Source organism: Veillonella fallax (assembly GCF_020687175.1).
Classification (GTDB): Bacteria; Bacillota; Negativicutes; order Veillonellales; family Veillonellaceae; genus Veillonella; species Veillonella fallax.
On the sequence record NZ_JAJEQD010000003.1, the window covers coordinates 26,353 to 49,338 of the forward strand.

The window sequence follows — 22,986 nt, forward strand, 5'->3', positions numbered from 1 at the left end:
ATACTTATAATCTTAACACTATGAGCAAGTTATTTCAACATATTCTATAGAGAACAGAACTTAGACATGTAATAAGTTGAGTATATTTAAGTACAAAATATAGAATACCACTTATTTTGATGCCTTATAAATCATATGGATCATCATATCTATAACGATTGATATCATAAATAATCTCTATGTCTTTATCTATAATAAATTTAGTTCGTTTCAAATCATAAGGTACGTCGTAACGCGTATGATATGAAATAGATTCTACACGACCAGTGCGAACCGCATTATCGGATCCAAATGGAACTTTTACAATATCCCCTTCATATATATCATTTCTATCAGTACGATAATAAAATTCCTGGTTTATCTTAAAAATATATACTGAACAATACGTATAAATCCTTCTATCAGATGTATGATTTGATTGTAAAAACTCTTGTAAAGATTTATCTCTTGTATGAGCATGTATAAAATTAATTAGATTTTTATACCAAGTGGGCACATACTGATCAGTTACATTCCCTATAAACAATGTATCTTCTTTATGCGCCCATTTAATACGTACTGTTACTATACCACCACGAGCAGGTTCTCTATCAAGGTCATGACTTTCACTAAGACTAAAAGAATCTAGACTATATAGCGTTTCGCCAATGTGAAAGTCAATATCTTGCTTCAATTGATGAATCATTTGATTATCTACATACTCGCTATGACTATGGCTAGAGTGACCAAATTGCTTACTATTACAATCAATGGAAATAGACGGCTCATTCCAATTAAAATTCAATGTATTTACGTCACCATATTCTTGGTACATATTTTTTTGCACTTCAATATGAATCTCTTGAATTCTATCTTTTTCTCGATTTCCATCAAATAAAAGTAATGTAGACATTCCTAGAATTTGTCTGAATAGTATAGACATGGCCCTCAGAGTATTATCAAAAGGAAATTCATATATAAATTCCTGATCCTCAGTGTTGATGAGCTGCACTTGGACAGCACACTCATCCTCATCATATATGTCAATATCATCGGAAAATCTACGCCCCATAAGCTCTAATAGATATTGTTTTTTAGATTCGTCAATTGAGTACTCCTTAGTAGTTAAGGATTCTATTTTACCCTCTACAGGTTTCGAGATATGCTCCCATTTAATGCCATAGGTAACACTAATGGCTTCCTTAATAGAAATATGTTGTATCTCTTCGATATAGTAATCTTTACGATTTAATTTCACTTCCTTTGGAACGGATTCTGGTAAATCACCATACCAGCTACCCGTACTTATAATGTCACAAGATACTACGGCACCTATAAATTTATCTGTCACATTTCTTTGCATATACATAGGGACTCCTCCTTTTATTACTTTGTTTAAGTATAATAAACAGGATGTGACAAAAATTCCTCTATATTATTATTTCGTCAAAAATATTTTTTACATACTGATTTATATTATAATTAACTTACCATATATGTATCTCATCTCTTAAGGAGGTATCTCTCATGAAAGAATCTACTAACCGTACCCTAATTACTAATCCCAAAAACATTATCTGTATCGGTTTAAACTATGCAGACCATATAGAGGAAACTAGTCTTGCTACACATGATTTTCCAGAAATCTTTATGAAAACATCTAATGCATTGGCATCACATCAAGATATAGTTCCCATTCAAGATGAAAACCTTCATTATGATTACGAAGGCGAGCTCGTCATTGTTATTGGTAAGGCGGGTAAAAATATATCTCGCGACCAAGCTAAAGAACATATCTTAGGATATACCATAGGTAATGATGTATCAGCTCGAACCTTACAATTTAGAGGCTCCCAATGGATTCTCGGCAAATCACTAGATAACTTTGCCCCTATCGGTCCTACTATTGTTTCTCCAGATGATTTTGACTTTGAAAGTACCACTATTACGACAACAGTCAACGGTGAAATACGTCAACAAGCCAAATTACAACAAATGATGTTTAAACCGGACGCGATTATCGAATTTGTATCCCAGTTTATTACACTACAGGAAGGTGACATTATCTTTACCGGTACACCTAGTGGTGTTGTACTTGGTAAAAATGAAAAACGATATGGTTGGTTAAAATCAGGAGATACCGTATCTATATCGATTAGTGGCATTGGTACCTTAGTAAATCAATTTAAATAGTCCCACCTATATATACTAAAAGAGATTACCTATGATGTGTCTATCCATCATGAGTAATCTCTTTCTTCTTTTTCTATAAGTCTATTTAAATATGATTTTACAATCTAATATGTACTATTTATGTTTCGCTTCAAGATCAAGCATGTATTTCTTGCGTTCAATACCGCCAGCATAGCCAGTTAATTTTCCATTACTACCAATCACACGATGACATGGAATGATAATAGATATAGGATTATGACCTACAGCACCTCCTACTGCTTGGGCAGACATCCTATCTTTTCCTTGCTGTTTTGCAATCTCTTTACCTATATCTCCATATGTTGTAGTTTCACCATAAGCTATAGTTTGTAATATGGACCATACAGACTTACGGAACTCTGTCCCCTCTAACTGAATCGGTGGTGTAATAAAAGGCTTTTTACCATTAAAGTATTGGTCTAGCCACATAATAGTTACTTCAAATGGACCTGTTAGTTGCTCTATATACTCCGCATCATCATAACTTGGTGCATAATCTTCATCGATAAAAAACAAATCTGTTAAGTATGATAATGTACCAAGCATAATCATAGTTCCTAATGGGCTTTCATAGGTGTATTTATAATTCATAGTACATTATCTCCTTCTTAAACTAACAAATCATTCATAACCTTTTGTATGTCATTATTAAATGATACAGTATTTTTATGAATTTCAAAAGGAGTATATTATTTATCCCAATAATTTGTTGTAGATGTCATAATCTATATCCTTAAATACATTAAATATCACTTGGATTTTACTATTAGTTTCTTTCAAATAGGCTCTCACAGTATCAACTGCAATTCGGGCAGCCTCTTCATTTGGGAATCTGAACTCACCAGTAGAGATACAGCAGAATGCAATAGAATGTAAATTATAAGCATTAGCTAACTTTAAACAGGATTGATAGCAAGAAGCTAATTCAATTCTTTCCTTATCTGTTACACTTTCATAAATAATAGGACCTACTGTATGAAGTACATGCTTTGCGGGCAAATTATACCCATAGGTCATACGAGCCATACCCGTTTTTTCAGGCATCTCCATATACTCAGTCATTCTAGCACATTCCATGCGAAGCTCTATACCAGCAAAGGTATGGATTTCATTATCGATACACTTATGATTTGGAGCAAAACATCCGAGCAATTTATTATTGGCTGCATTTACAATTGCATCTACAGATAATCGAGTAATATCTCCTTGCCACAAATAAATCTGAGGCTCTCGCTCTTCCATATCACTAATCGTTACGATTCCCTTTTCATGGGACAATATATTTAAATATTCAGACTCTATCTTCATCCATTCAAGAGGCATTCCACCAGCAGGACGAATATTACATAAAGATCTAAAGAGAGTAAATTGCTCTTCTTCATTCATAGGGATCTCTATATGTTCGTTATGTCTCTCATTGTATTCTGCTACTAAGCCTTCAACCAAATAGCGTAACCGTTCTTGCTGTGTCATATGTAACTCCTTTTTTTATAGACTATACGTTCACCTAATATATAACAAAAAACTGCTAGCACATATGTATATGCTAGCAGTAACTTTACTGTGATTATATTATACTATATTATATTCAGTTTTAAGGTCTTACAAATGCTTGACCCCCATGGTTGACGAGGACATCCCCATCTAAAACCTTTGTGGTAACATTTTGTAGACTACCTTGGATTTGGCTCATCATAAAGCGATAACCAGGACTATTTAGATGTTTTGTTAAGGCCTCTTGATCACTATAAATTTGGATGACATACCAATGATTTTTTACATTTCTTTCACGAAGCACATAACCAGCCTTATAGCCAGCATCGTCTCGAACAGCTCTTTCGATATCAAGTTCATATTGACGTTGTACTGTATCGATATCATTGCTATTAACAGTAAACTCTGTCAAAGTCACTACCGCTTTACCATCATTGACGATAGATAATGCATCTTTCTTTTCAAACAATAGCACAGACTGTACGTCGTACATTTTACGATTTGTTAATTTAGAACCTACTTCATTAACAAAGGCTTGATAATGATCAGATTTGCGATGTGTTTCAATAGCAGCTAAATCTTTATAAACCTCTACTACATAAGACTCAGATGGATTACCTTTTACATGCGCTACATTCATAGATAATGTATTAGGTTCTTTCTCCATAGATGCTGTTAGATTGGCAACACCTGCACTGTTATATGTGCCCTGTAACTCTGTAGGAACTTGATAGCGATACATGCCTACACTAGGTGCTGTGTCTAAACCTTCATCACGTTCCATAACAAGAGCCGCAAAGGATGTACTAACACCTAATACAGCAATAGCAGATGTAATTATCATACGTTTTAATAATGTTCTATTCATAGACGTTCTTAAATACTCCTAAGTACTTCAAGATTACAATGTAATATATTCTACTATTGTACCATGTTCTTCAATAAGTTTAACTAAGTCTTTTCCCTGTAGCCATACGGTAGCATCATTTTGATTTGGATGTATACCGATTAGATTATCTTTATAATCCGCATCAATGTAGTAATGTACCTTACGGTCTTCATCGTGGAGCAAACAGAATGGAGATACGTGACCTGGTTTAATCTTCAAAATATCCCATAGCTCTTCTTCGGAACCAAAGGAAATCTTTTTAAGCTTATGATCCTTACGGAACTGTTTTAGATCCACACGCTTAGATCCACGAACGGTAATCAAATAATAATGTTCCCGTTTATGGTCTCGAATGAATAAATTCTTTGCATCCCACTCAGGATATGGCAACTCTACATTAGGCTTATCATCCATACTAAATAACGGTGCGTGATCCGTAATTTCGAAATCGATATGATGGTCACGTAGGCAATCATATACGCCTTGTTTATCTAACATGTAATACCTCTAATATAATTTGGTGAAAGTAAACATCATAGTAAAAGTAACTATACATGTTAATTATACACCAATCTTATTCTGAGACTGTATAGGTTCCATCAAATACAAATAATTCAGGATGTTCATGTACAAATACATCTTCAAAGATTCCTTCATATTCATAGACTACATCGTCTTTTCCATCTAGAAAATCAAATACCTCATCGTCCCATTCTTTTAAAATGGTCCATCGTTCTTCTCTATTAAATGGAACAGAACCGCCAAAGTAATCGATTACAGATTGTAAATTATCTGCTAGTATATCCATCTTGAAAAGGCGTAACCCCCCGAGAGTATCCTCCCATACAATGCCTGTAGAGTTATAGAAGAATTGATGATGCCCACCATTATTAACCTCAGCGAAATACCAGCATATAGCATTAAGATATCGTTGCTCCAAGGTAAAAGTCTTAGCTGACTCTATGTAATCATCGTAAGAGCCATAAATATTTATGGTCCAGTAAGCAGGCTCATTAATAGTCCACATATCGTCTGTAGATAAAATTTCTTCTACAGTAATCGTTCGTTGACGAGGTACACCTTCTCTTTTCTTCTTTTTCTCTGCTATATACTGGCTATAGTTTACGCATAAATCAGGATAGTCAACTTCACATTTTTCAAAGTCCATTTGTAGACGGCACATATCCATGATTTCAAAGCAATATTCCCTTATATCATTTCGATTTTCTTTAGTAGCTAATTGTACACCCCTATCTACTAAAGCTAACATCTGTTGCATGTTCTCTGATGTATAAGCCTCATGATTAGTAGAAGCAATAGAGCCATGAGAGTACGCACAGCGATAATGCCATACTGCATCTCTCTGTTCTTTATCGATGGTCTTAAATACTTTAATAGCTTCTTCTGGCTTATCGTTATTGTTATAGGCTCTACCAAGTTCGCCTAATAAAGGTACAGATAAGTTATCGATACCAACCCCCGTCAATACATCGATAATAATATCCTCTTGACCGATATCATTGAGATCTTTAATAGTTTGCAACTGTTCATCATCAGTCAAAGATAGAAACTGCTTAACACTCATAGACATACAATACACTTCCTCTCATATCATTAATATGTATATGAACTCATCTTATCATAAAAATAACAAATAACTCAAAACAATAACTGATATGTACCCATCCCCTTATTTGACTATGAAATATATGTGTTGATACACCGGCAGGTGTCTTCGGCCATTCACCTTGATAGAATAATTCAATTGCTTTTCTTTTAAATTCATAACTATATCTCATTAAAATACCCCCTTTACTGGTTGTCCAGTAAAGGGGGTACATATCAAACTGACTGATTTTAAAATAATAGTTTATATCAAAAACAGCTATTTACTAGCTACCAAGCCATACGACAAATACAGGAGTACCTTCATCATCATCGTCGACATCTTCGGCATCGTCAGCTTCAAACTCGTGATCATCATAGGCTAGATTTTCAAAGAATACATGATCACCGAGCTCTTTATTGGCCATTGTGTTATGTATCTTGAAAAGAATCTCTTCAGTAGTAAAGTACTGTCCATTATCTGCTTTGAAGCGAGCATAGATTTCTACTTGCCACATACCGTCTTCTTTATCATATTCTTCTAATTCATCGTCTTCATATAAGTATTCATTAGGGTGAAGCTGACTTTTACTTTCAATCCAAGCTTCGTAGCTCACTAAAATTTCAGACTCTACTAATGGCGGTAAATTATCACGATTAACATTATGCTCTTCTAAGCATTCATAAAACGCCTTAAGAAACTCTTCTCTAGTATAAGTCGTTTTATTGAAAACCCAAGGAATTCCCTTAAACTCATGATAGTAACCTTCATATATTTTATTACCATCTTTATCAGTACCAAGATATTCAATCTGCTCAGTATTCTCATCCTTGTTAAACAGGTTTTTTATGGCATTAAAAATCATAGGATAATCCTCCTTGTAATCCTTTAAAATAAATTGAAGTTAATAGATACTATACTACTTCACAACATCAAACTTATATATCTAAAGTAGCCTCTTTTGCCATTTTTATAGCAATATATTAGCCATCAATAGCAAAGTAATTTAAGTCTTCAAACTCGTCGTCCCAAAATTCAAAACAAAATATATGGGTATAGTCAAAGGTTTGCTCACAATAAGTGGCAGTTCCATTTTCTATTTCAATTTTAGGCACACCTATTCGCGCTTTCACATCATCTATAGTAATAGATTCACCATACATTTCTCGAATGTCATCAAGCATGAAAGCAGCAATTTTATCGATATTTTTATGATAATTTTTTGCGAGGACTTTTACAGTATCTAAATAATCACCTGATGGTTTCTCATCCCAACAAAATTCTAAGCCTTCATAAAGAATTCTATATTCACAATATTTCTCATCATATATGAGTTCATTTTCTGTCATAGGCATCAACTCTCTCTCTTTAACAACCCTAAGATTTTAAAATGTGTAAAATATCACGTTATATTTTACACGTACCCCATATAAAATAACGTAGCCCAAAGCACATAAGTACAATAATTTAATTTATTTTATTACTGGTATAAGTTTGTATGTATAGTAAAAGCCCCTCGCATAAGCGAAGGGCTAATATATTATTTCTCTATTAATCAACTACCACAGCAAATATAGAATACAGGTATGCCATCTTCATTATCTATAAGTCCGTAACCTTCACATTCATGGCCTTCGTATTCAATACCTTCAAAGAATACATGATCGCCTAATTCTTTATTGGCCATCAAATTGTGCAATTTAAAGAGCAATTCTTCTCTAGTAAAATATGTGCCATTATCAGCCACAAGATGAGCCATAATTTCTACCTGCCACATGCCATCTTCTTTATCTTCTTCCAGCAATTCTTCGTCTGTAACACGTTCATTATAAAAAAGTTGGTCTTCACTTTCAATCCAAGCTTCATAGGTTACTAGAATTTCAGGTTCTTCTAATCTATCGTCGTCATCTGCTTGATCATCATCTACATATCTTTTTACATTTTCATTGTATTCTTTGGAAAACTCTTCTCTGCTATATGTTTGCTTATTAAATACCCAATGTACTACATCATATGTAGGATAGTTATCCTCTTCGTCTTCATTAGCGTCTTCAATATGGTTATCTTCTGTAGTCTTTTTACTATTTTTATTATCAAAGACATTCTTAATGGTTTCAAATATCAAAGGATAATCCTCCTTGTACTCTTTTGGCTTGATTTGAGTTAATAAGTATTTAACAACTTCACAACACCAACCAAGTTGTTTATCTAACCCGGCTTCTTTCGTCATTTTTATGCCCGTTTCTATTAACTGTAGTGCCTTCTGTACATGTTCAGATTCGTAGCTTTCACCAATAGCTAACATCGCATGAGCATAGCCACAACGATAATACCAAGACCAATCACGATGTGCCTCGTCGATACGATTAAATAAATCAATAGCCTCTGATGCGCGGCCATTATTGTTATACATACGTCCTAAGGTGCTTAATAGTATAGGTGACAAATTATCGATACCTATGTTAGTTAATAGCTCCATGGCACGATCGATGTCTAAGTCCTCTTGTTCATTAAGGATCTTAACCTTATCCGCATCACTTAATTCTTGAAACTCTTCATCCGTAATATCTTCTATACTGATATATAAGTTCTTAATAAAGTCACCAAAATTATCTGCTAAGGGAGTCATGGAGTAATCACATTCTTGATCGACCCGTACAACCTTAGGTTCACCGGTTGGACCGCACTCACGATAATCGAGGAAAATCATATCATGCCCACCAGAAATCGTATCGGCTACAACGACACCGATAGGGGGATATTTTACTTTTGAAATCCAAAACTCATTTCCCATCTCACCTAAAAGAGAGTATTTTTTATCTCTATCGATGCCATATATTCCTGTTACATATACACAATCGTCATCATCGTTAATAAAACAATTTTTCTTTACTACACCACCATTATGGTTTTTAAGTAGCTCAATATATGCAGCAGGCAATGTATAACCTAGATCTGCTTCAGCTGCTTTAATATCCTTGTCAGTAACCGGTTTACCAATATAGGATTCAAACGCATAGTCAACATCATTCCAAAATCCGGTCCAATCAAAGTCTTTTAGATTACTCATAATACTCTCTCCTAGTTTAAACCAATATAATCTAAATTTTTAATTACTCATTCATAGAATAAGTTTTGATTAAAGCTTTTACCTCACGTCGTATCAAAATAGTATCTACCATATAGGAAATAATAATATAAGGAGATGCATTTATAATCGCTATAGGGGCTAAAATAACTGCTACTCGCAATAAGTCTAGGGAATATGCATACCACTTAATATCTATGGTATTTAAAATGGGTATAACATAATCTATAACTCTTAATTCCCATTGCATTAATGGATTCAATTCCTCACTTGTTCCTACTAGCCAAGCAAAGATAATCCCAAAAAGCAAAAAATATAATATGCCAACGGGAATTAATATCTTCGCTCTCTTTTTTAATAGATTACGACAAATCTCATCTTCTTCCTCTGGTGCTATATCATATAACATATTGCACTGAATCTGAATCCGTCTAAATCGATAGCGAATATACTTATACAAAATGTTATTAGGTGTATATAACATAATAGACTCCACATATAAGTCATACTAGCAAAATCATGGAAAATATATCATCCATCTATGGCAAAATAATGTAAATCTTTGAATTCATCATCCCAAAATGTAAAAGAAAAGATATGGGTATCATCAAAGGTTTGCTCGCAATAGGTTACAACATCACGTTCTGGTTCAATAATAGGCGTACCAATGTATGATTTCACGTCATCAATAGTTACATCACCATACCAATCTCGTATTTCGTTATAAATGAAAGTTACAATTGTATCTATATTTTTATGGTAATTAACAGCCAATAACTTTGCCGTATCTAAATTAATATCTGTTGGTTTCTCATCCCAGCAAAACTGTATTCCTTCGTAGGATATGGTATATTGCCTTAACTGTTCATCATATATTACAGGATTAGTCATCGTTTGTACCCTTTAAATAGCTTTCCATCTTCGGTCTTAAATCTAACACGATTTCCCAATCATCTAATGACGGTACCTTATGATGTGCAATAAATTCTTCTATGATATGGAATGTCTCTTGAGGGCCTAGCTCATTTTTACCGTATATAATGGCACCCTGCTCACCATCATTAGTTACACTAAGCTCTATATGCAATAAATCGGTATCTTCATCATTACAGACCTGTACAAAGTTATACATTTTATTATCTATTAGGATTGCCTTTGATGGTGATATAACTACAAAATTTTGCTCTTGATCCTCAATAGCATAGAGATTTTGCTCAACCTCATTCAAGGTAATTCCTTCATACTTATAGTCACCTACATCAATTGACCAATCTGTATAAGTTTTCTCAACTGCATCTGCCATATGTATCTCCTCAACTTTACAATATACATTAGAATAAGGTTTCTAATTGACCTGCCATATCTGCTATAAACTCATCAAATTTACAAAGCTCTTGTAACTCTTGATGTTCTGTATCATAACAACCAATCTTTTTAGATTTAGGATCCCACACAACTTGCCAATGATCATATTCACCTAGCTCTTTAGATAAACGCAATAGGTTACGACGGCCTACTTTAAATGGAATTGTATCAATTAGAGGGAAAAATTCTATGGATATAAAATCAGACTCTGGCAATTCAAAATAAAGATTATCCGACTCTAAAAATGCAACTAATGCTTTTGGTAGTTTAAAAGGTTTCAATTGATCCATTTTATTCTGTAAATCATGATACTCAGCTGGTTCTAGATTTTTAAAATACTCAGCCATTTCCATATCGCCACGTTCAATAGCAATACTATAAGGACGCATACCATCCTTTTCGGTGATAGTCACATCCGCACCATGTTCTACCAAGTATTTACACATCTGTAAATCTACGTACCGAGCAGCTACACATAGTGGGGTTGGCTTAAAAGGATATACAGAATCAGGCTTGTTGTAATTAATATCCACACCATTATTAATAAAGAAATCTAAGACCTCATAATTTTCATCTGTAATGGCATTTCTGAAAGCTTTACCGCCATATTTCTGTACTGTATGGCCTAAGTCATGAATCAGTTGTAAGTTCTCATATTTCTTGCCATATAAGGCAGCTTGAAAAGCATCTACATCCACAGAGTTCAAAGCATGAATATTAGCACCATGCTCCACAACATAATCTATTACCTTTTGGTCAGCATACCGAACAGCTAACAAGAAACTTGGATTTTCTTTATCATTTAAATCTACGCCATGTTCGACCAACCATTTTACACTTGGCAAACAGTCCATTACTAACGCTAATTGTAGAGGTGAATACTCACTATATTTACCAATTTGTACAGGTTCATCTATATCCCAACCACTATTTAATGCGCTTTCAAGTGCTGTTATATTTCCATTTATAATATCTGTCACTAACTTCGGTACAGATTCAAAACTGCCTAAGTCCTTAAGATGTATCATATCCCTCTCTCCTATATAATATTTACTTATACAACAACTGGTATAAACTTCTCTTCAAAGGCAGTTAATATACCTAGCAGTTTAGTATCTAAAAACGATAGAGCCTGTTTTCTAATATCCGTTGGAATACCATAATATGCCTGTGCTACACCGCCACAAATAGCAGCAACAGTATCACTGTCACCACCTATTGAGATGGCATTGCGAATGGCATCTCCAAAATCAGTAGATTCAAAAAAAGCTTGCAATGCTTGTGGCACGGTTCCTTGACAACTTTCATTAAACCTATAGGTATCTCTGATTTCATCCAATGTGAAATCCATAGTGTAATAATGCTGATTAATATAATCTCTGATTTCTTGTATATCTTTACCAATTTTAGCTAAGTATACGGCAACTGCTGTCGCCTCTGCACCTTTCATGCCTTCTGGATGATTATGAGTAACCTCAGTAACTAATTTAGAAAGAAGCTTTGCTTCGTCCAAACTATGTGCTGCCAACCCAGCAGCACTAACTCTCATAGCTGAGCCATTACCATAACTATTATATGGCTTTGGATTCTCTGAAAAAATCCATCTATAGAACCGATCACCATAACCATAACCTGGATAGCATCTCCCAATCGTCTGCATACATTCCACTGCATTTTTTGAAAGATTTCTGTAATTTGGTTGGCTCATAAGAATGGCCTTTGCTACAGCAAGTGTCATGATACTATCATCAGTTAACACACATTGATCTGTAAAGAAATCAAAGTCCTTCCGTCTAATATTATTAAATTCGAATCGTGAACCAACTATATCACCAATGATTGCTCCTAACATGTTAATCCCTCCCTGAATTTCTTGAATTTAATTATTTAGCTAATTTTTATCGTATTAACTATATACATAAATGTTCCACCAATACTATCCATTTAGTTTAATTATATTACATTTATAAGTATGAGTGTATAGTAAAAGCCCTTCGTATAAACGAAGGGCTAATCTATTATTTCTCTTGTACTTGTTTACCACTCATATGTTCAATGGTGATTTCAAACATTTGAACTGCTCTACCAGCATGAGCAATATTTTTGTCTACAAGCTGCTCACTAGGATAATATTTCATAGCAAATTCTTTTAATCGATCTATAGATTCTGAACCTGCCTCTAGCAAACGACATCTTCCAAATACGACTACACTTTGTACATACGGCGCCCAGGATTCAGATTCATCAATTCTCTCATTACCATATACGGTAAAACATACCTTATCTGAAGTTTTCAATGACTCTACTTTATGACCAGCTTTAGCTCCATGAAAATAAATCTTTTTATTATCACAATCATAAAAATAATTAATAGGAATAGCATAAGGATAACCCTCAACACCATTCATGGCAATAATTCCACGACGATTAGATTGTAATAAAGCTTCTGTAGCAGCACGATCTATTTCATTTATCTTTATACGAATAGGTTTAAACATAATATATCTCCTAATTTTATTTACTTATCCTATTTACAAAATACATAAAAGTACCGCTATTAGTATCATCAACTTTAGAATATTCTTTCCAATTTATAGGATATATCCCAGTTAATTCTATAGGTGCTTCCATTCCACGCATTGTTCCTTTTCCTGTATTAGCGGCCCAACTCATACACCCAGTTTTTATAGAACCATCCTCAATAGAAAATTCGGCGTATGTACAATCATTAATATATTTTTCATCTCATACCTCACATTTACATCGAACATAATATCTGATAACATTTGTTTGTTTACATGCTTATATTAGCACACGAACGAATGTTCGGTCAAGTGTTTTAGAACAAATGTTTGCAAAAACTTTTAAAATTGCCTATTTACTTTTGTCGGAGGCTTTAGATAAGATATTTCACTAGTTATCTTAATTGTATAACCTTCAATAAACTTATTACTCTTATCCCTAAATTCCTCTATACGCATTATATCTTTTAAGTAGTTATAACAACCTTGATCCTTAGCACCTTGCTCCTTCAACACATACACTTCATCATTTATAGTTTTAATACATTTTTTTGTCGTATATTTAAGCTCAATAGGAATCCATTTACCATCTAATATAACAAGAATATCAAGATGTAAATTAGGATTAAATTCAGGTACAAACTCTAATCTAATATCACAATTTGGATATTGTTCTTTAATCATCCAGGCTAAGCTAAACTGAAAATCTGCTTCCGAATGAAATATTGGTCGCCAAATACTCAATTGGTGCATTACCTCATAAATATCTAAAATTAATCCCATAACAAATACCTCATCGAATACAATACATATATTTATTTTAATTATATTACATTTATAAGTATGAGTGTACAGTAAAAGCCCTTTGCATAAGCGAAGGGCTTTTAGTCTAGACAACAAAATATCATTATTGATTATTTTAATATTCACGATATTCATGCAATAAGTAAGATAATTTATTATTCAACTCTATAAAATTTATCAAATAATGCTCATCTATATAAAATTGTTGATTGGTAATTCTATCTTTTGTAGCTAAAATTTGCTCATTTTTAGATGAAGTGATTCTAAAACTATGAATGATACGATTGCGCCTATAAACAATATCTGAAAATAACTCAGCTATTTCTCCACCAGCATTTTTCGTAATTGTTTGAGCAATAGGCGATTTAAGTTGGCCTAATTCTTTATCAATCAAGTCATACCAAGAATAATCACTATCTGTATTAATAATGTTCTCTATAATAAAACCATTATTAGAGATAAATACTGAAATAGCCATCCCCAACAAGTAAACATATTCGTCCTTAGGTAAAGATATCCTAGCAAGTGATCGAAGCTCCATTGTCTTACTCCTTTAAAAGATACGGCTTATATTATTTATCCACCAAAAAAATAATCTCATAATAGTTTATAAAATATCAATTTAAAATAGATATTTGTCTATCACTATATATTTTTGTTTCAAAGTAACCATAGCCTAAATTTGAAGGTTTCCAGTCTCCAGCAACTATAATAATTTTATCTTTATTTTCAAATACCATATTTCTTATCTTGTTATAAAGGTTTATATCAGAAATAGATAATATAAAATGATAATTAGGATTTGCTACAGGAGCTACTAAATAAATCTCATTTTTATCACTATCGTAAAAGCGACCTTTTACACAAGACTCAATTATTTTAAAGCCGAAAACACCTTTAGGATACCAGTATGCAGTTCTATCATCTAAAATCATTCTTCCAATTTTCTCATTTCCATATGAGTAATTAGGATGGAATCGTTTACATATAGAATATATCTGCTTTATTGTACTGAGTGTGAGATTATAATGTTCACCATATGAAGATTTTTTAGAATTCCCACTTGAATTTTTCGGATTCTTCTTAACTAAAAGATTTTGCATTGCATTTTCAAAAGAAAAATTTAACTCATTAAATTTATTGTCATCAAAAGCGACTGAACTATTTGCATAAGGACAATTAGCAATATGTTTATACGCAGATTTAGTTGCTCTAAAATATGCTTTCCGAGAGCCATCACCAGCACATACAAATAATTTACTATTACATAGCGGATATGGACAATAAAAAGACTTATCCCTATTTTCTTCAAGAGCCTCACTTGCTAGTATTATATCTCGTCTTTCTTTATCTCTATATGCATGGTTAGCCAAAGAATCATCTCCATTTATAAAGTAACCAACTTACCAACTCCATTATAATCTCCCTTATAAAGTATACGCTCGGTTTACTTTATCACACGTAAAATGCTATAGCCCAATCTATGTGATGTCAACCAATCGTTGTTGATATACTACCTTCTTACCTCTGAACTAATTATCCCCATTACATACTGTACTAATATTTATAACCTTATTATATAAAAAATCAGACATTCTGAAAATTATTTACTAAATAAACCTTTGGAAATAGTCTTAATGTAAAAAAGGTGTAAAAGAATGCGGTTTTACTGCATTCTTTTACACCCTTTTATTATATTAGAAGTAAGCCATAAAAGTTTTGGATTTATAAAAATGTAAAATAACATTCTTAATAAAACATTATTTCTTATCAATAAAAACTGCATCACCTCTATAAAGTGAATATGAGTCATCTAAAACATACTTATTAGACGCATTTAATGGTAGGAACTGAATTACTGCCTCTCCAACCTTAACCGCATCAGACTTAATATGAACTTCAAAAGGACTATTAGTATCAATCTTAGATAATTCAAATAATGATTGATAACCTACTGTTACCCACATACCAGGACCTTCATATTGATCATCGCCACGTACTGTTTCTATTGGATAATATGTATTTCCATTTTGTACTATAGATATAACGACATTATTAGTATCATTATACATCTTACTTTCCGGCATATAAAGGAAAGATCTAACCTGTAATATATTAGTAGCATTTCTTGTTGAATAAGTACTTGCTACACCTCTAGCATCCTCCAATGCCGTATTTGCAAAAATTGCGAATGGAGTTTGAACATATACGATACCTTGCAATTCATTTCTTGGGAAAATTCCACCATAACGTCTTTTAATAAACTTTTTCTTAGCAGTAGATATCATTTTGATATTTTTCTTTTCTACTAAAGACTGTCCATAAGATGTTGCTGATGCAATATCTTCATTTGTAATTTGGTGTTTCTCAATAACTTGAGGATTATAAGTGCTAATATCTTCAGCAGATACTGCCATAACAGACATAGCTAAAATTGAAAATAAAACAATTTGTTTCTTAATGTTCATAGTCTCACCTACAAAACATATACTTTTAAAAATAAGCTTTTCCATAAATTTTGGTCATCTCTAATATGAGCCATTCTAATCCTCACTACATCGCTTTGCTTCTAGTGAGTAAAGCCACTGCTTCAACATGCGCTGTCATTGGAAACATATCCACTGGTTGTACTTCTTTTAGTTCATAGCCGTAGTGTGTAAGGATTTCAATGTCTCGAGCCATGGTAGCTGGGTTACAGGATACGTAAACAATGCGTTTTGGTTCCATCCCTGCTGCAGAGGTTAGTACTTCTTCTTTACAGCCTGCTCGAATTGGATCGAATACGATGACGTCTGGTCGTACGCCAGCCTTGTAGAGTTTTGGCATTTCTACAGCCGCATCAGCGACGATGAATTCGGTATTATCATAGCCATTGCGTTTCGCATTTTCACGAGCATTAATAATGGCTGGTTCTACGATTTCAATACCTATTACATGTTTAGCTTTATGCGCCAAAAACAATGAAATTGTCCCCGTACCACAGTACGCATCGATAACGGTTTCATCCCCTTTAAGATCTGCATACTCAAGAGCTTGGTCGTAAAGTACTGTAGTTTGTTCTGGATTAACTTGAAAGAATGAATGTGGGGACAATGTAAACTGTAGGTCCTTAATATGGTCTGTAATCGTCCCATCACCATAAAGGATATTATTTTTAGGGCCTAAGATAACATTAGTACGCTTACCATTAACGTTGTGAACGATAGTTTCTACTTGAGGGATGCGTTCAGTTAATTTTTCTACCCACTTCTCTTTATACGGCAATTGTTCTATTGCCGTTACAAGGATAATCATCCATCCAGATTGTCCAATGCGTCCAATAATATGGCGCAGTACACCCTTTCCTGTATATTCATCATACGGTTCAATATCAAACTCTTTAGCGATTTGGTAACAAGCTTGAGCGATGATATTATTCCCTTCATCTTGAATAGGACAGTTTGTGCCTTGCACGATATCGTGAGATCCCATCGCATAGAATCCCATTTGAATATCGCCTTTAGTGCCGCCTACAGGCATTTGCATCTTATTGCGATATGCCCATGGTTCTTTAGGTCCTAATGTAGGCTTAACAAGGTCTGGATTTTGATGACCAATACGTTCGATAACGTCCTTTACCTTTTGTGTTTTTAGTGAAAGCTGCCCTTCATAGGTAATGTGTTGTAGTTGGCAGCCTCCACAGAATCCATAAAGATTACAACTTGCATCGATACGATTGTGAGCCATCGTAACAATTTCTAAGAGGCGCCCTGTAGCATAGGTTTTTTTAACCATATCAATAGCTACTTTCACAGTTTCTCCAGGTAAGGCAAAAGGCACAAAGACAGTAAAATCGTCTACACGACCTACCCCTTCACCGCTGCTACCGATGCCATGAATAGTTACCAATACTTCATCACCAAACTTAACAGGCGCATTTAAAATAGCCTGTTGTTTTTTAGATAATTGGCCGCTTATAGCTTGCGGTGAATTAGAGCGATTACTTCTTCTATGTTGTTTAGATTGTTTTTTACGAGATGTACGATTAGTACCGTTCATTACGCGTCTCTTTTCTTCCAAATTTTAATCATACCTGTCACAATAAGAACGAAGAATACAGTGCCGAATTTAACGAGTAATTCTTCACCTTGAATATATGGCATAAGAAGTGGATCTTCCACAATCATTTCGCCTGCAACCCAACCAAGGAGTGCACCACCAGCCCAAAGAATGGCAGGGAATTTATTAATAATTCGAGCAAATAATGTAGAGCAAAATACGATAATTGGAACAGTAATTAACATACCTGCAATAACAAGCTCTAAATGACCTCTAGCGGCCCCTACTACACCGATGACATTATCAATACTCATCATTGCGTCAGCTACAATAATCGTCCAAATGGCACCCATTAATGAATTCTTAGCTTCGATATGTGCATCTTCATCGCCACCTTTTAATAATTGAATGGCAATCCATACAAGTACAAGGCCACCACCTAAGTGGATAAGAGGAATTAAAGTAAGAGCCTCTACTAAAAGGGTAGCAAATACAAGGCGCATTACAATGGCACCTACTGTACCCCAAATTACGGCTTTCTTTTGTAGTTCTGGAGCTAGCTTACCTGCTGCCATACCAATTACTACAGCATTATCGCCAGCCAACAAAATATCAATCAAAATAATTTTACCAATGGTTACCCACGTGGCAACTTCTAAAAATTCCATTCTGTACATACCTCAATTCAAACGAGTAATTCAATAACTATCCCTTAACTATACCATAATTTTTCTATTTTCTCACCTAAAAAGAGAGCTATTAGTTTACATAAAAAAATCTCTCCTCCTATGATTAGGAGAAGAGATATATTCTATTATTTCTTGAGTTTTTTAGCTACCAAAGATGCCCCTACTACGAGGATTGCTGCAGCAATTTTGATGAACAGTGCATATGGCTCAACACTATGAGCAATCAATGTATCCTCTACTGCCATACCAGCACCTACCCAGCCAAGGATACCGCCGCCAACGTATAGGATAATTGGGAAATGTTCGATGACTTTTACAAATAAAGTACTGCCATAAATGATGATTGGTACAGTTATGAGCATACCAATGGCTACCATTGTCATATGACCACCTGCAGCACCAACTACACCGATAACATTATCGATACCCATGATACCGTCAGCAATAACAATAGTTGTAATGGCTGCGCGTAAATTATCCTTAGCTTCGATATTATGCTCGCTTTCATCATCGGCAACGAGCTTGTATCCGATCCATAAGAGGAGAATACCACCTACTAAACGAAGTGCAGGAATATTGTTCAATGCCTCTACAAATAGGAATGCCATAACAAGACGTAAAATAATAGCGCCGGCTGTGCCCCAGAAGATGGCTTTCTTCTGTAAATGTGCTGGCAAGTTACGAGCTGCCATACCAATTACAATGGCATTGTCGCCAGCAAGTAAGATATCGATAACGATGATCTGAAGCATCGCTAATAAACCTTGTACAGATAAGATGTCCAATGTATCCTCCTTAGAATATAACTATAGTATATATATTATAATCGATATAGTTCAGTAGTGTAAAATTCAAATATTAACATATATATACATTTTTCTCATACATTCTTCACCTTCATGAGTGGGAATTCATAACTATTTTTATTCTCAAAATCAACAATATAACCGCTATTGATTAATAGATTTAATTCCTATTATTCCTAGGTTTTATCTATTAAATTAAGCGATTTTATGATATTGTATAGTATATCAATAAAAGGGAGGTTAGTATGTATCAAACATATTCTATATTACAAAAGTTATGGTTGTTCATTAAGCTATTTACTCCTATGTGCATAACGCAATTTTCCCTTATAGGTGGTACCTTTATAGCCATCTTTTTAACGGGACAATATAGTACGATAGATTTAGCTGGGGTCGCTACGGGGTATAATTTATGGCTCCTCTTCTATATCTTTGCACAAGGAACTTTAATGGGTATCACACCGATCATTTCTCAGCTATTGGGAGCTAAGAAAACAGATGATATTTCCATGATTTTCCATCAAGGTCTTTTCATTGGTACAGGCCTAGCATTTATCATTTTACTAATCGGTATATTGGGTCTTCGCCCATTACTGACTACGTTAAATTTAGAACCTGCTGCCTCTGAGGTTTGTGTTAGTTATCTGAAAGCTTTTGCTCTTGGTTTATTCCCTCTACTTTGGGTAAATACTTTGCGTAATACAGTTGATTCCCATGGGTTAACACATTACTCTATGGCTATCGTTTTTACAAGCTTTGTGATTAATGTATTCTTAAACTATGCACTCATCTTTGGCCACTACGGTTTCCCTGAAATCGGTGGTATTGGCGCGGGTTACGGTTTAGCTGGTGCTTGTTGGACTAACTTTATCCTCTTTAGCTTGGTTATTCTATTACATCCGAAGCTTAAAGGTTATCGTATTTATAAAGACTTTAAAGGTCCAAGCTTCCACTATATTCGTGAGCAATTACATGTGGGTATTCCTATTGGTGGTTCCATCTTCTTAGAAGCTAGTATCTTTAGTATCGCTGGCCTCTTGATGGTTCACTTTGGATCTGCCGTAGTAGCAGCCCATCAGTCGGTTATTTCCTTTACTAATGTATTCTACTGCTTACCACTCAGTATTGCTATGGCCTCTACTATTGCCGTTGCTTACGAGCTCGGTGCAGGGCGCAAAAAGGATGCCATTCAGTATTCTTACATCGCTCGCGTAATGGCCATCATTATTGCGTTACTCATTTGTGCCTTTACGTTCACCCATATGGATGATATTGCGGACCTATTCACAAATGATGATGAAGTATATGATCTTATTTATCAATTCCTTGGATATGGCGTATTCTTTTCCGCTATCGATGCCATCGGTACTCCACTACAAGGTATACTAAGAGCTTACAAGGATGTAAAAGTAGTACTATACATCTCCCTCGTATCATATTGGGGCGTATGTTTCCCTACTGCTTATATTCTCGCTAAAAATCCTAATTATGGACCATTTGGCGTATGGATTGGTTTGTTATCTAGTGTAGTAGTTGCTAGTATACTATTTACACTTCGCACGTACTACATCCAACATTATAAACCTAACGCTATTGCAAAATAATCAAAGCACCTATTGAAGATGACACTGATGTGTACCTTATCAATAGGTGCCTTTTTATTTTAGAATATCTTGCTTTTCTACGTTGGACATGCGGAAGAAATTATATAGTGTTTCTGCCGTCTTATAATTCATAGATTCCACCTTTGAAAGCTCATCAATAGATGCTTCTTTCATGGCTTCTAAACTATTAAAGTGAGCCCATAATGCCTTTCGGCGTTTAGGGCCAATACCTTCAATGTGATCTAAAATAGATTCTAAATTACGTTTCCCACGAAGCTTACGATGGTACGTAATAGCAAAGCGATGGGCTTCATCGCGTATTTGTTGGAGCAATTGAAGCTCCGGTGAACGATGGCTTAGGATAATACTTTCAGATTGTCCTTCTACAAAGACCTCTTCAATACGTTTAGCTAAAGAGATAACTGGCACATCTGTAACACCTACACCACGGATCAATGGCAATGCTGCATTGAGCTGACCTTTACCACCATCGATGATGATGAGATCAGGCATAGGCCAGTCTGTTTCCTTACCGTAACGTCGCTCCATGATTTCCGCCATAGACTTGAAGTCATCCGGCTTGCCTTGTGTCGTTTTTAATTTGAATCGACGATATTCCTTCTTCGCTGGTTTGCCACCTTCAAAGACAACCATAGATGCTACCGTTTCAGCACCTTGGGTATGAGAGATATCAAAGCATTCCATACGCTCCGGCAAGCGTGGTAAGTCCAATACTTCCGCTAATTTCTTAACAGCTCCACCGGTCTTATCGATTTGGTGTTGCCACTGACGACGGCGCTCTTCTAGGAAGGTTTTCGCATTCTCATGAGCCATCTTGATCATATCCATCTTATACCCTCGTTGTGGTACAGATACGTCTACATTCTGCCCTTTAAGCCGGGTAAACCATTCACGTAACAAGTCTCTATCTGTACTATCCATAGGGAGTAGTAACTCTTTAGGAATAAAGTTCGTATCCCCATAGTATTGCTTGATAAAGTCCGTCATTATGGTTTCAGCACTATCTCCATCATGTTGCACAAAGTAGTTTTCACGACCTAGTAATCGACCACCACGAATAAATAATAACTGTACGCAAGCCATTGAGGTATCCACCGCAATACCTAACACGTCTAAATCGCCACGCTGTGTAACCATCCGTTGCTTTTCTTGTATCTTTTCAATACTAGCTAACTGATCTCGATACCGTGCTGCATCTTCAAAGCGTAAGTCTTCTGCAGCTAGTTCCATTTTTTCCTTAATCTCGTTAAGCAATGGTATAGGCTTACCTTCAAAGAGTTCTACAATTTCATCAATATACTTCCGGTAATCTGGTACAGAAATCTTATTAAAGCACGGCGCTTCACAGTAATGCATGTGGTACTGTAAACACGGTCTCTCTACCTTCATAGATTTACAAGTACGCAACGGATAATACTGACGAATCAATTTTAGTACTACATGAACTGATGTTACATCTGTAAAAGGTCCAAAGTACTTGGCCCCATCTCGTTCAAGACGGCGTGTCATATATACACGTGGGTAGTCCTCTTGCACTGAGATTTTTACGTACGGATACGTTTTATCATCACGAAGCCTAATATTGTATTTAGGCTCATGCTCCTTAATAAGCGTGTTCTCTAAGATGAGCGCTTCCATTTCCGTCTTAGTTTGAATGATTTCTACATCGACGGCTCGCTTCATCATGGCCGCAACCTTAGGTGCCCGGTTGGCATCATTGCGCACATAGGAACGCACTCGATTGCGCAAGTTAATAGCCTTACCAACATAGATGATGCGGTTATACTGATCACGCCATAAATACACACCGGGCGTAGTTGGCAAATGACTGACCTTCTCTAGTAATTCTTCAGATGGCATATGTCCT

The 22,986-nt window shown here is 35.0% G+C and carries 25 protein-coding genes; 2 read left to right on the top strand and 23 right to left on the bottom strand.

The window, feature by feature from the left end:
- Positions 1 to 124: 124 nt before the first annotated feature.
- Positions 125 to 1,348, bottom strand: coding sequence for a hypothetical protein (locus LKD20_RS01865; RefSeq protein ID WP_227720716.1), 1,224 nt, complete (start codon positions 1,346 to 1,348; stop codon positions 125 to 127).
- A 158-nt stretch (positions 1,349 to 1,506) separates the two neighbouring features.
- Between LKD20_RS01865 and LKD20_RS01870 the strand changes: the two genes are divergently transcribed.
- Complete coding sequence (locus tag LKD20_RS01870) at positions 1,507 to 2,172, top strand: fumarylacetoacetate hydrolase family protein (protein WP_118353311.1); 666 nt, start codon at positions 1,507 to 1,509, stop codon at positions 2,170 to 2,172.
- A 114-nt stretch (positions 2,173 to 2,286) separates the two neighbouring features.
- Here the strand turns inward: LKD20_RS01870 and LKD20_RS01875 are convergent, their stop codons facing one another.
- The 21 genes from LKD20_RS01875 to LKD20_RS01975 form a co-directional block, all read right to left on the bottom strand.
- Positions 2,287 to 2,784 carry a methylated-DNA--[protein]-cysteine S-methyltransferase gene (locus tag LKD20_RS01875; protein ID WP_105089065.1) on the bottom strand — a complete coding sequence of 166 codons (498 nt, stop codon included), beginning with the start codon at positions 2,782 to 2,784 and terminating at the stop codon, positions 2,287 to 2,289.
- 102 nt (positions 2,785 to 2,886) lie between these two features.
- Positions 2,887 to 3,666: a protein-ADP-ribose hydrolase gene (locus LKD20_RS01880; protein WP_118353312.1), complete on the bottom strand. Its 780-nt coding sequence runs from the start codon at positions 3,664 to 3,666 to the stop codon at positions 2,887 to 2,889.
- A 121-nt stretch (positions 3,667 to 3,787) separates the two neighbouring features.
- A complete protein-coding gene (locus LKD20_RS01885; protein ID WP_118353313.1) occupies positions 3,788 to 4,555 on the bottom strand; it encodes a putative quinol monooxygenase in 768 nt (255 codons plus the stop codon).
- Positions 4,556 to 4,588: 33 nt separating this feature from the next.
- Positions 4,589 to 5,074: a prolyl-tRNA synthetase associated domain-containing protein gene (locus tag LKD20_RS01890; RefSeq protein WP_009350914.1), complete on the bottom strand. Its 486-nt coding sequence runs from the start codon at positions 5,072 to 5,074 to the stop codon at positions 4,589 to 4,591.
- 76 nt (positions 5,075 to 5,150) lie between these two features.
- Positions 5,151 to 6,167, bottom strand: a complete 1,017-nt coding sequence (locus LKD20_RS01895; protein ID WP_118353314.1) for a DMP19 family protein — start codon at positions 6,165 to 6,167, stop codon at positions 5,151 to 5,153.
- A 301-nt stretch (positions 6,168 to 6,468) separates the two neighbouring features.
- Complete coding sequence (locus LKD20_RS01900; protein ID WP_118353315.1) at positions 6,469 to 7,047, bottom strand: hypothetical protein; 579 nt, start codon at positions 7,045 to 7,047, stop codon at positions 6,469 to 6,471.
- Positions 7,048 to 7,165: 118 nt separating this feature from the next.
- Positions 7,166 to 7,531, bottom strand: a complete 366-nt coding sequence (locus tag LKD20_RS01905; RefSeq protein WP_118353386.1) for a hypothetical protein — start codon at positions 7,529 to 7,531, stop codon at positions 7,166 to 7,168.
- Positions 7,532 to 7,737: 206 nt separating this feature from the next.
- A complete protein-coding gene (locus tag LKD20_RS01910; RefSeq protein ID WP_118353316.1) occupies positions 7,738 to 9,252 on the bottom strand; it encodes an SMI1/KNR4 family protein in 1,515 nt (504 codons plus the stop codon).
- 43 nt (positions 9,253 to 9,295) lie between these two features.
- On the bottom strand, positions 9,296 to 9,754 hold the full coding sequence (locus LKD20_RS01915) for a glycosyl transferase family 4 (RefSeq protein WP_118353317.1): 459 nt from the start codon (positions 9,752 to 9,754) through the stop codon (positions 9,296 to 9,298).
- Positions 9,755 to 9,801: 47 nt separating this feature from the next.
- Positions 9,802 to 10,161 (bottom strand): hypothetical protein, encoded by a 360-nt coding sequence (locus LKD20_RS01920; protein WP_118353318.1) that lies wholly within the window; start codon positions 10,159 to 10,161, stop codon positions 9,802 to 9,804.
- The gene (locus tag LKD20_RS01925; RefSeq protein WP_118353319.1) at positions 10,154 to 10,573 is read right to left on the bottom strand and encodes a bacteriocin; all 420 of its coding nucleotides are present in this window, start codon (positions 10,571 to 10,573) and stop codon (positions 10,154 to 10,156) included. The genes LKD20_RS01920 and LKD20_RS01925 overlap by 8 nt, the downstream gene beginning before the upstream one ends.
- A 28-nt stretch (positions 10,574 to 10,601) precedes the next feature.
- Positions 10,602 to 11,663: an ankyrin repeat domain-containing protein gene (locus LKD20_RS01930; protein WP_118353320.1), complete on the bottom strand. Its 1,062-nt coding sequence runs from the start codon at positions 11,661 to 11,663 to the stop codon at positions 10,602 to 10,604.
- Between the two features lie 26 nt (positions 11,664 to 11,689).
- Complete coding sequence (locus LKD20_RS01935; RefSeq protein ID WP_118353321.1) at positions 11,690 to 12,487, bottom strand: ADP-ribosylglycohydrolase family protein; 798 nt, start codon at positions 12,485 to 12,487, stop codon at positions 11,690 to 11,692.
- Positions 12,488 to 12,653: 166 nt separating this feature from the next.
- On the bottom strand, positions 12,654 to 13,133 hold the full coding sequence (locus LKD20_RS01940) for a pyridoxamine 5'-phosphate oxidase family protein (RefSeq protein WP_118353322.1): 480 nt from the start codon (positions 13,131 to 13,133) through the stop codon (positions 12,654 to 12,656).
- Positions 13,134 to 13,499: 366 nt separating this feature from the next.
- On the bottom strand, positions 13,500 to 13,940 hold the full coding sequence (locus LKD20_RS01945) for a hypothetical protein (RefSeq protein WP_227720717.1): 441 nt from the start codon (positions 13,938 to 13,940) through the stop codon (positions 13,500 to 13,502).
- Between the two features lie 136 nt (positions 13,941 to 14,076).
- A complete protein-coding gene (locus LKD20_RS01950) occupies positions 14,077 to 14,502 on the bottom strand; it encodes a hypothetical protein (protein ID WP_005386944.1) in 426 nt (141 codons plus the stop codon).
- Between the two features lie 76 nt (positions 14,503 to 14,578).
- Positions 14,579 to 15,334, bottom strand: coding sequence for a hypothetical protein (locus tag LKD20_RS01955; protein WP_005386945.1), 756 nt, complete (start codon positions 15,332 to 15,334; stop codon positions 14,579 to 14,581).
- Positions 15,335 to 15,721: 387 nt separating this feature from the next.
- Entirely contained in the window at positions 15,722 to 16,429 is a 708-nt protein-coding gene (locus LKD20_RS01960) for a hypothetical protein (protein WP_118353387.1), read from the bottom strand.
- 85 nt (positions 16,430 to 16,514) lie between these two features.
- Positions 16,515 to 17,999 carry a 23S rRNA (uracil(1939)-C(5))-methyltransferase RlmD gene (rlmD, locus tag LKD20_RS01965; RefSeq protein ID WP_118353323.1) on the bottom strand — a complete coding sequence of 495 codons (1,485 nt, stop codon included), beginning with the start codon at positions 17,997 to 17,999 and terminating at the stop codon, positions 16,515 to 16,517.
- Positions 17,999 to 18,667 carry a TerC family protein gene (locus tag LKD20_RS01970; RefSeq protein ID WP_005386950.1) on the bottom strand — a complete coding sequence of 223 codons (669 nt, stop codon included), beginning with the start codon at positions 18,665 to 18,667 and terminating at the stop codon, positions 17,999 to 18,001. Before LKD20_RS01970 ends, rlmD begins: the two co-directional genes overlap by 1 nt.
- A 146-nt stretch (positions 18,668 to 18,813) precedes the next feature.
- Positions 18,814 to 19,473 carry a TerC family protein gene (locus LKD20_RS01975; RefSeq protein ID WP_118353324.1) on the bottom strand — a complete coding sequence of 220 codons (660 nt, stop codon included), beginning with the start codon at positions 19,471 to 19,473 and terminating at the stop codon, positions 18,814 to 18,816.
- 266 nt (positions 19,474 to 19,739) lie between these two features.
- Here LKD20_RS01975 and LKD20_RS01980 point away from each other — a divergent pair, with 266 nt between their 5' ends.
- The gene (locus LKD20_RS01980; RefSeq protein ID WP_227720718.1) at positions 19,740 to 21,098 is read left to right on the top strand and encodes an MATE family efflux transporter; all 1,359 of its coding nucleotides are present in this window, start codon (positions 19,740 to 19,742) and stop codon (positions 21,096 to 21,098) included.
- 54 nt (positions 21,099 to 21,152) lie between these two features.
- Here LKD20_RS01980 and uvrC read toward each other — a convergent pair whose 3' ends face one another.
- A complete protein-coding gene (gene uvrC / locus LKD20_RS01985) occupies positions 21,153 to 22,979 on the bottom strand; it encodes an excinuclease ABC subunit UvrC (RefSeq protein WP_227720719.1) in 1,827 nt (608 codons plus the stop codon).
- Positions 22,980 to 22,986: the final 7 nt, after the last annotated feature.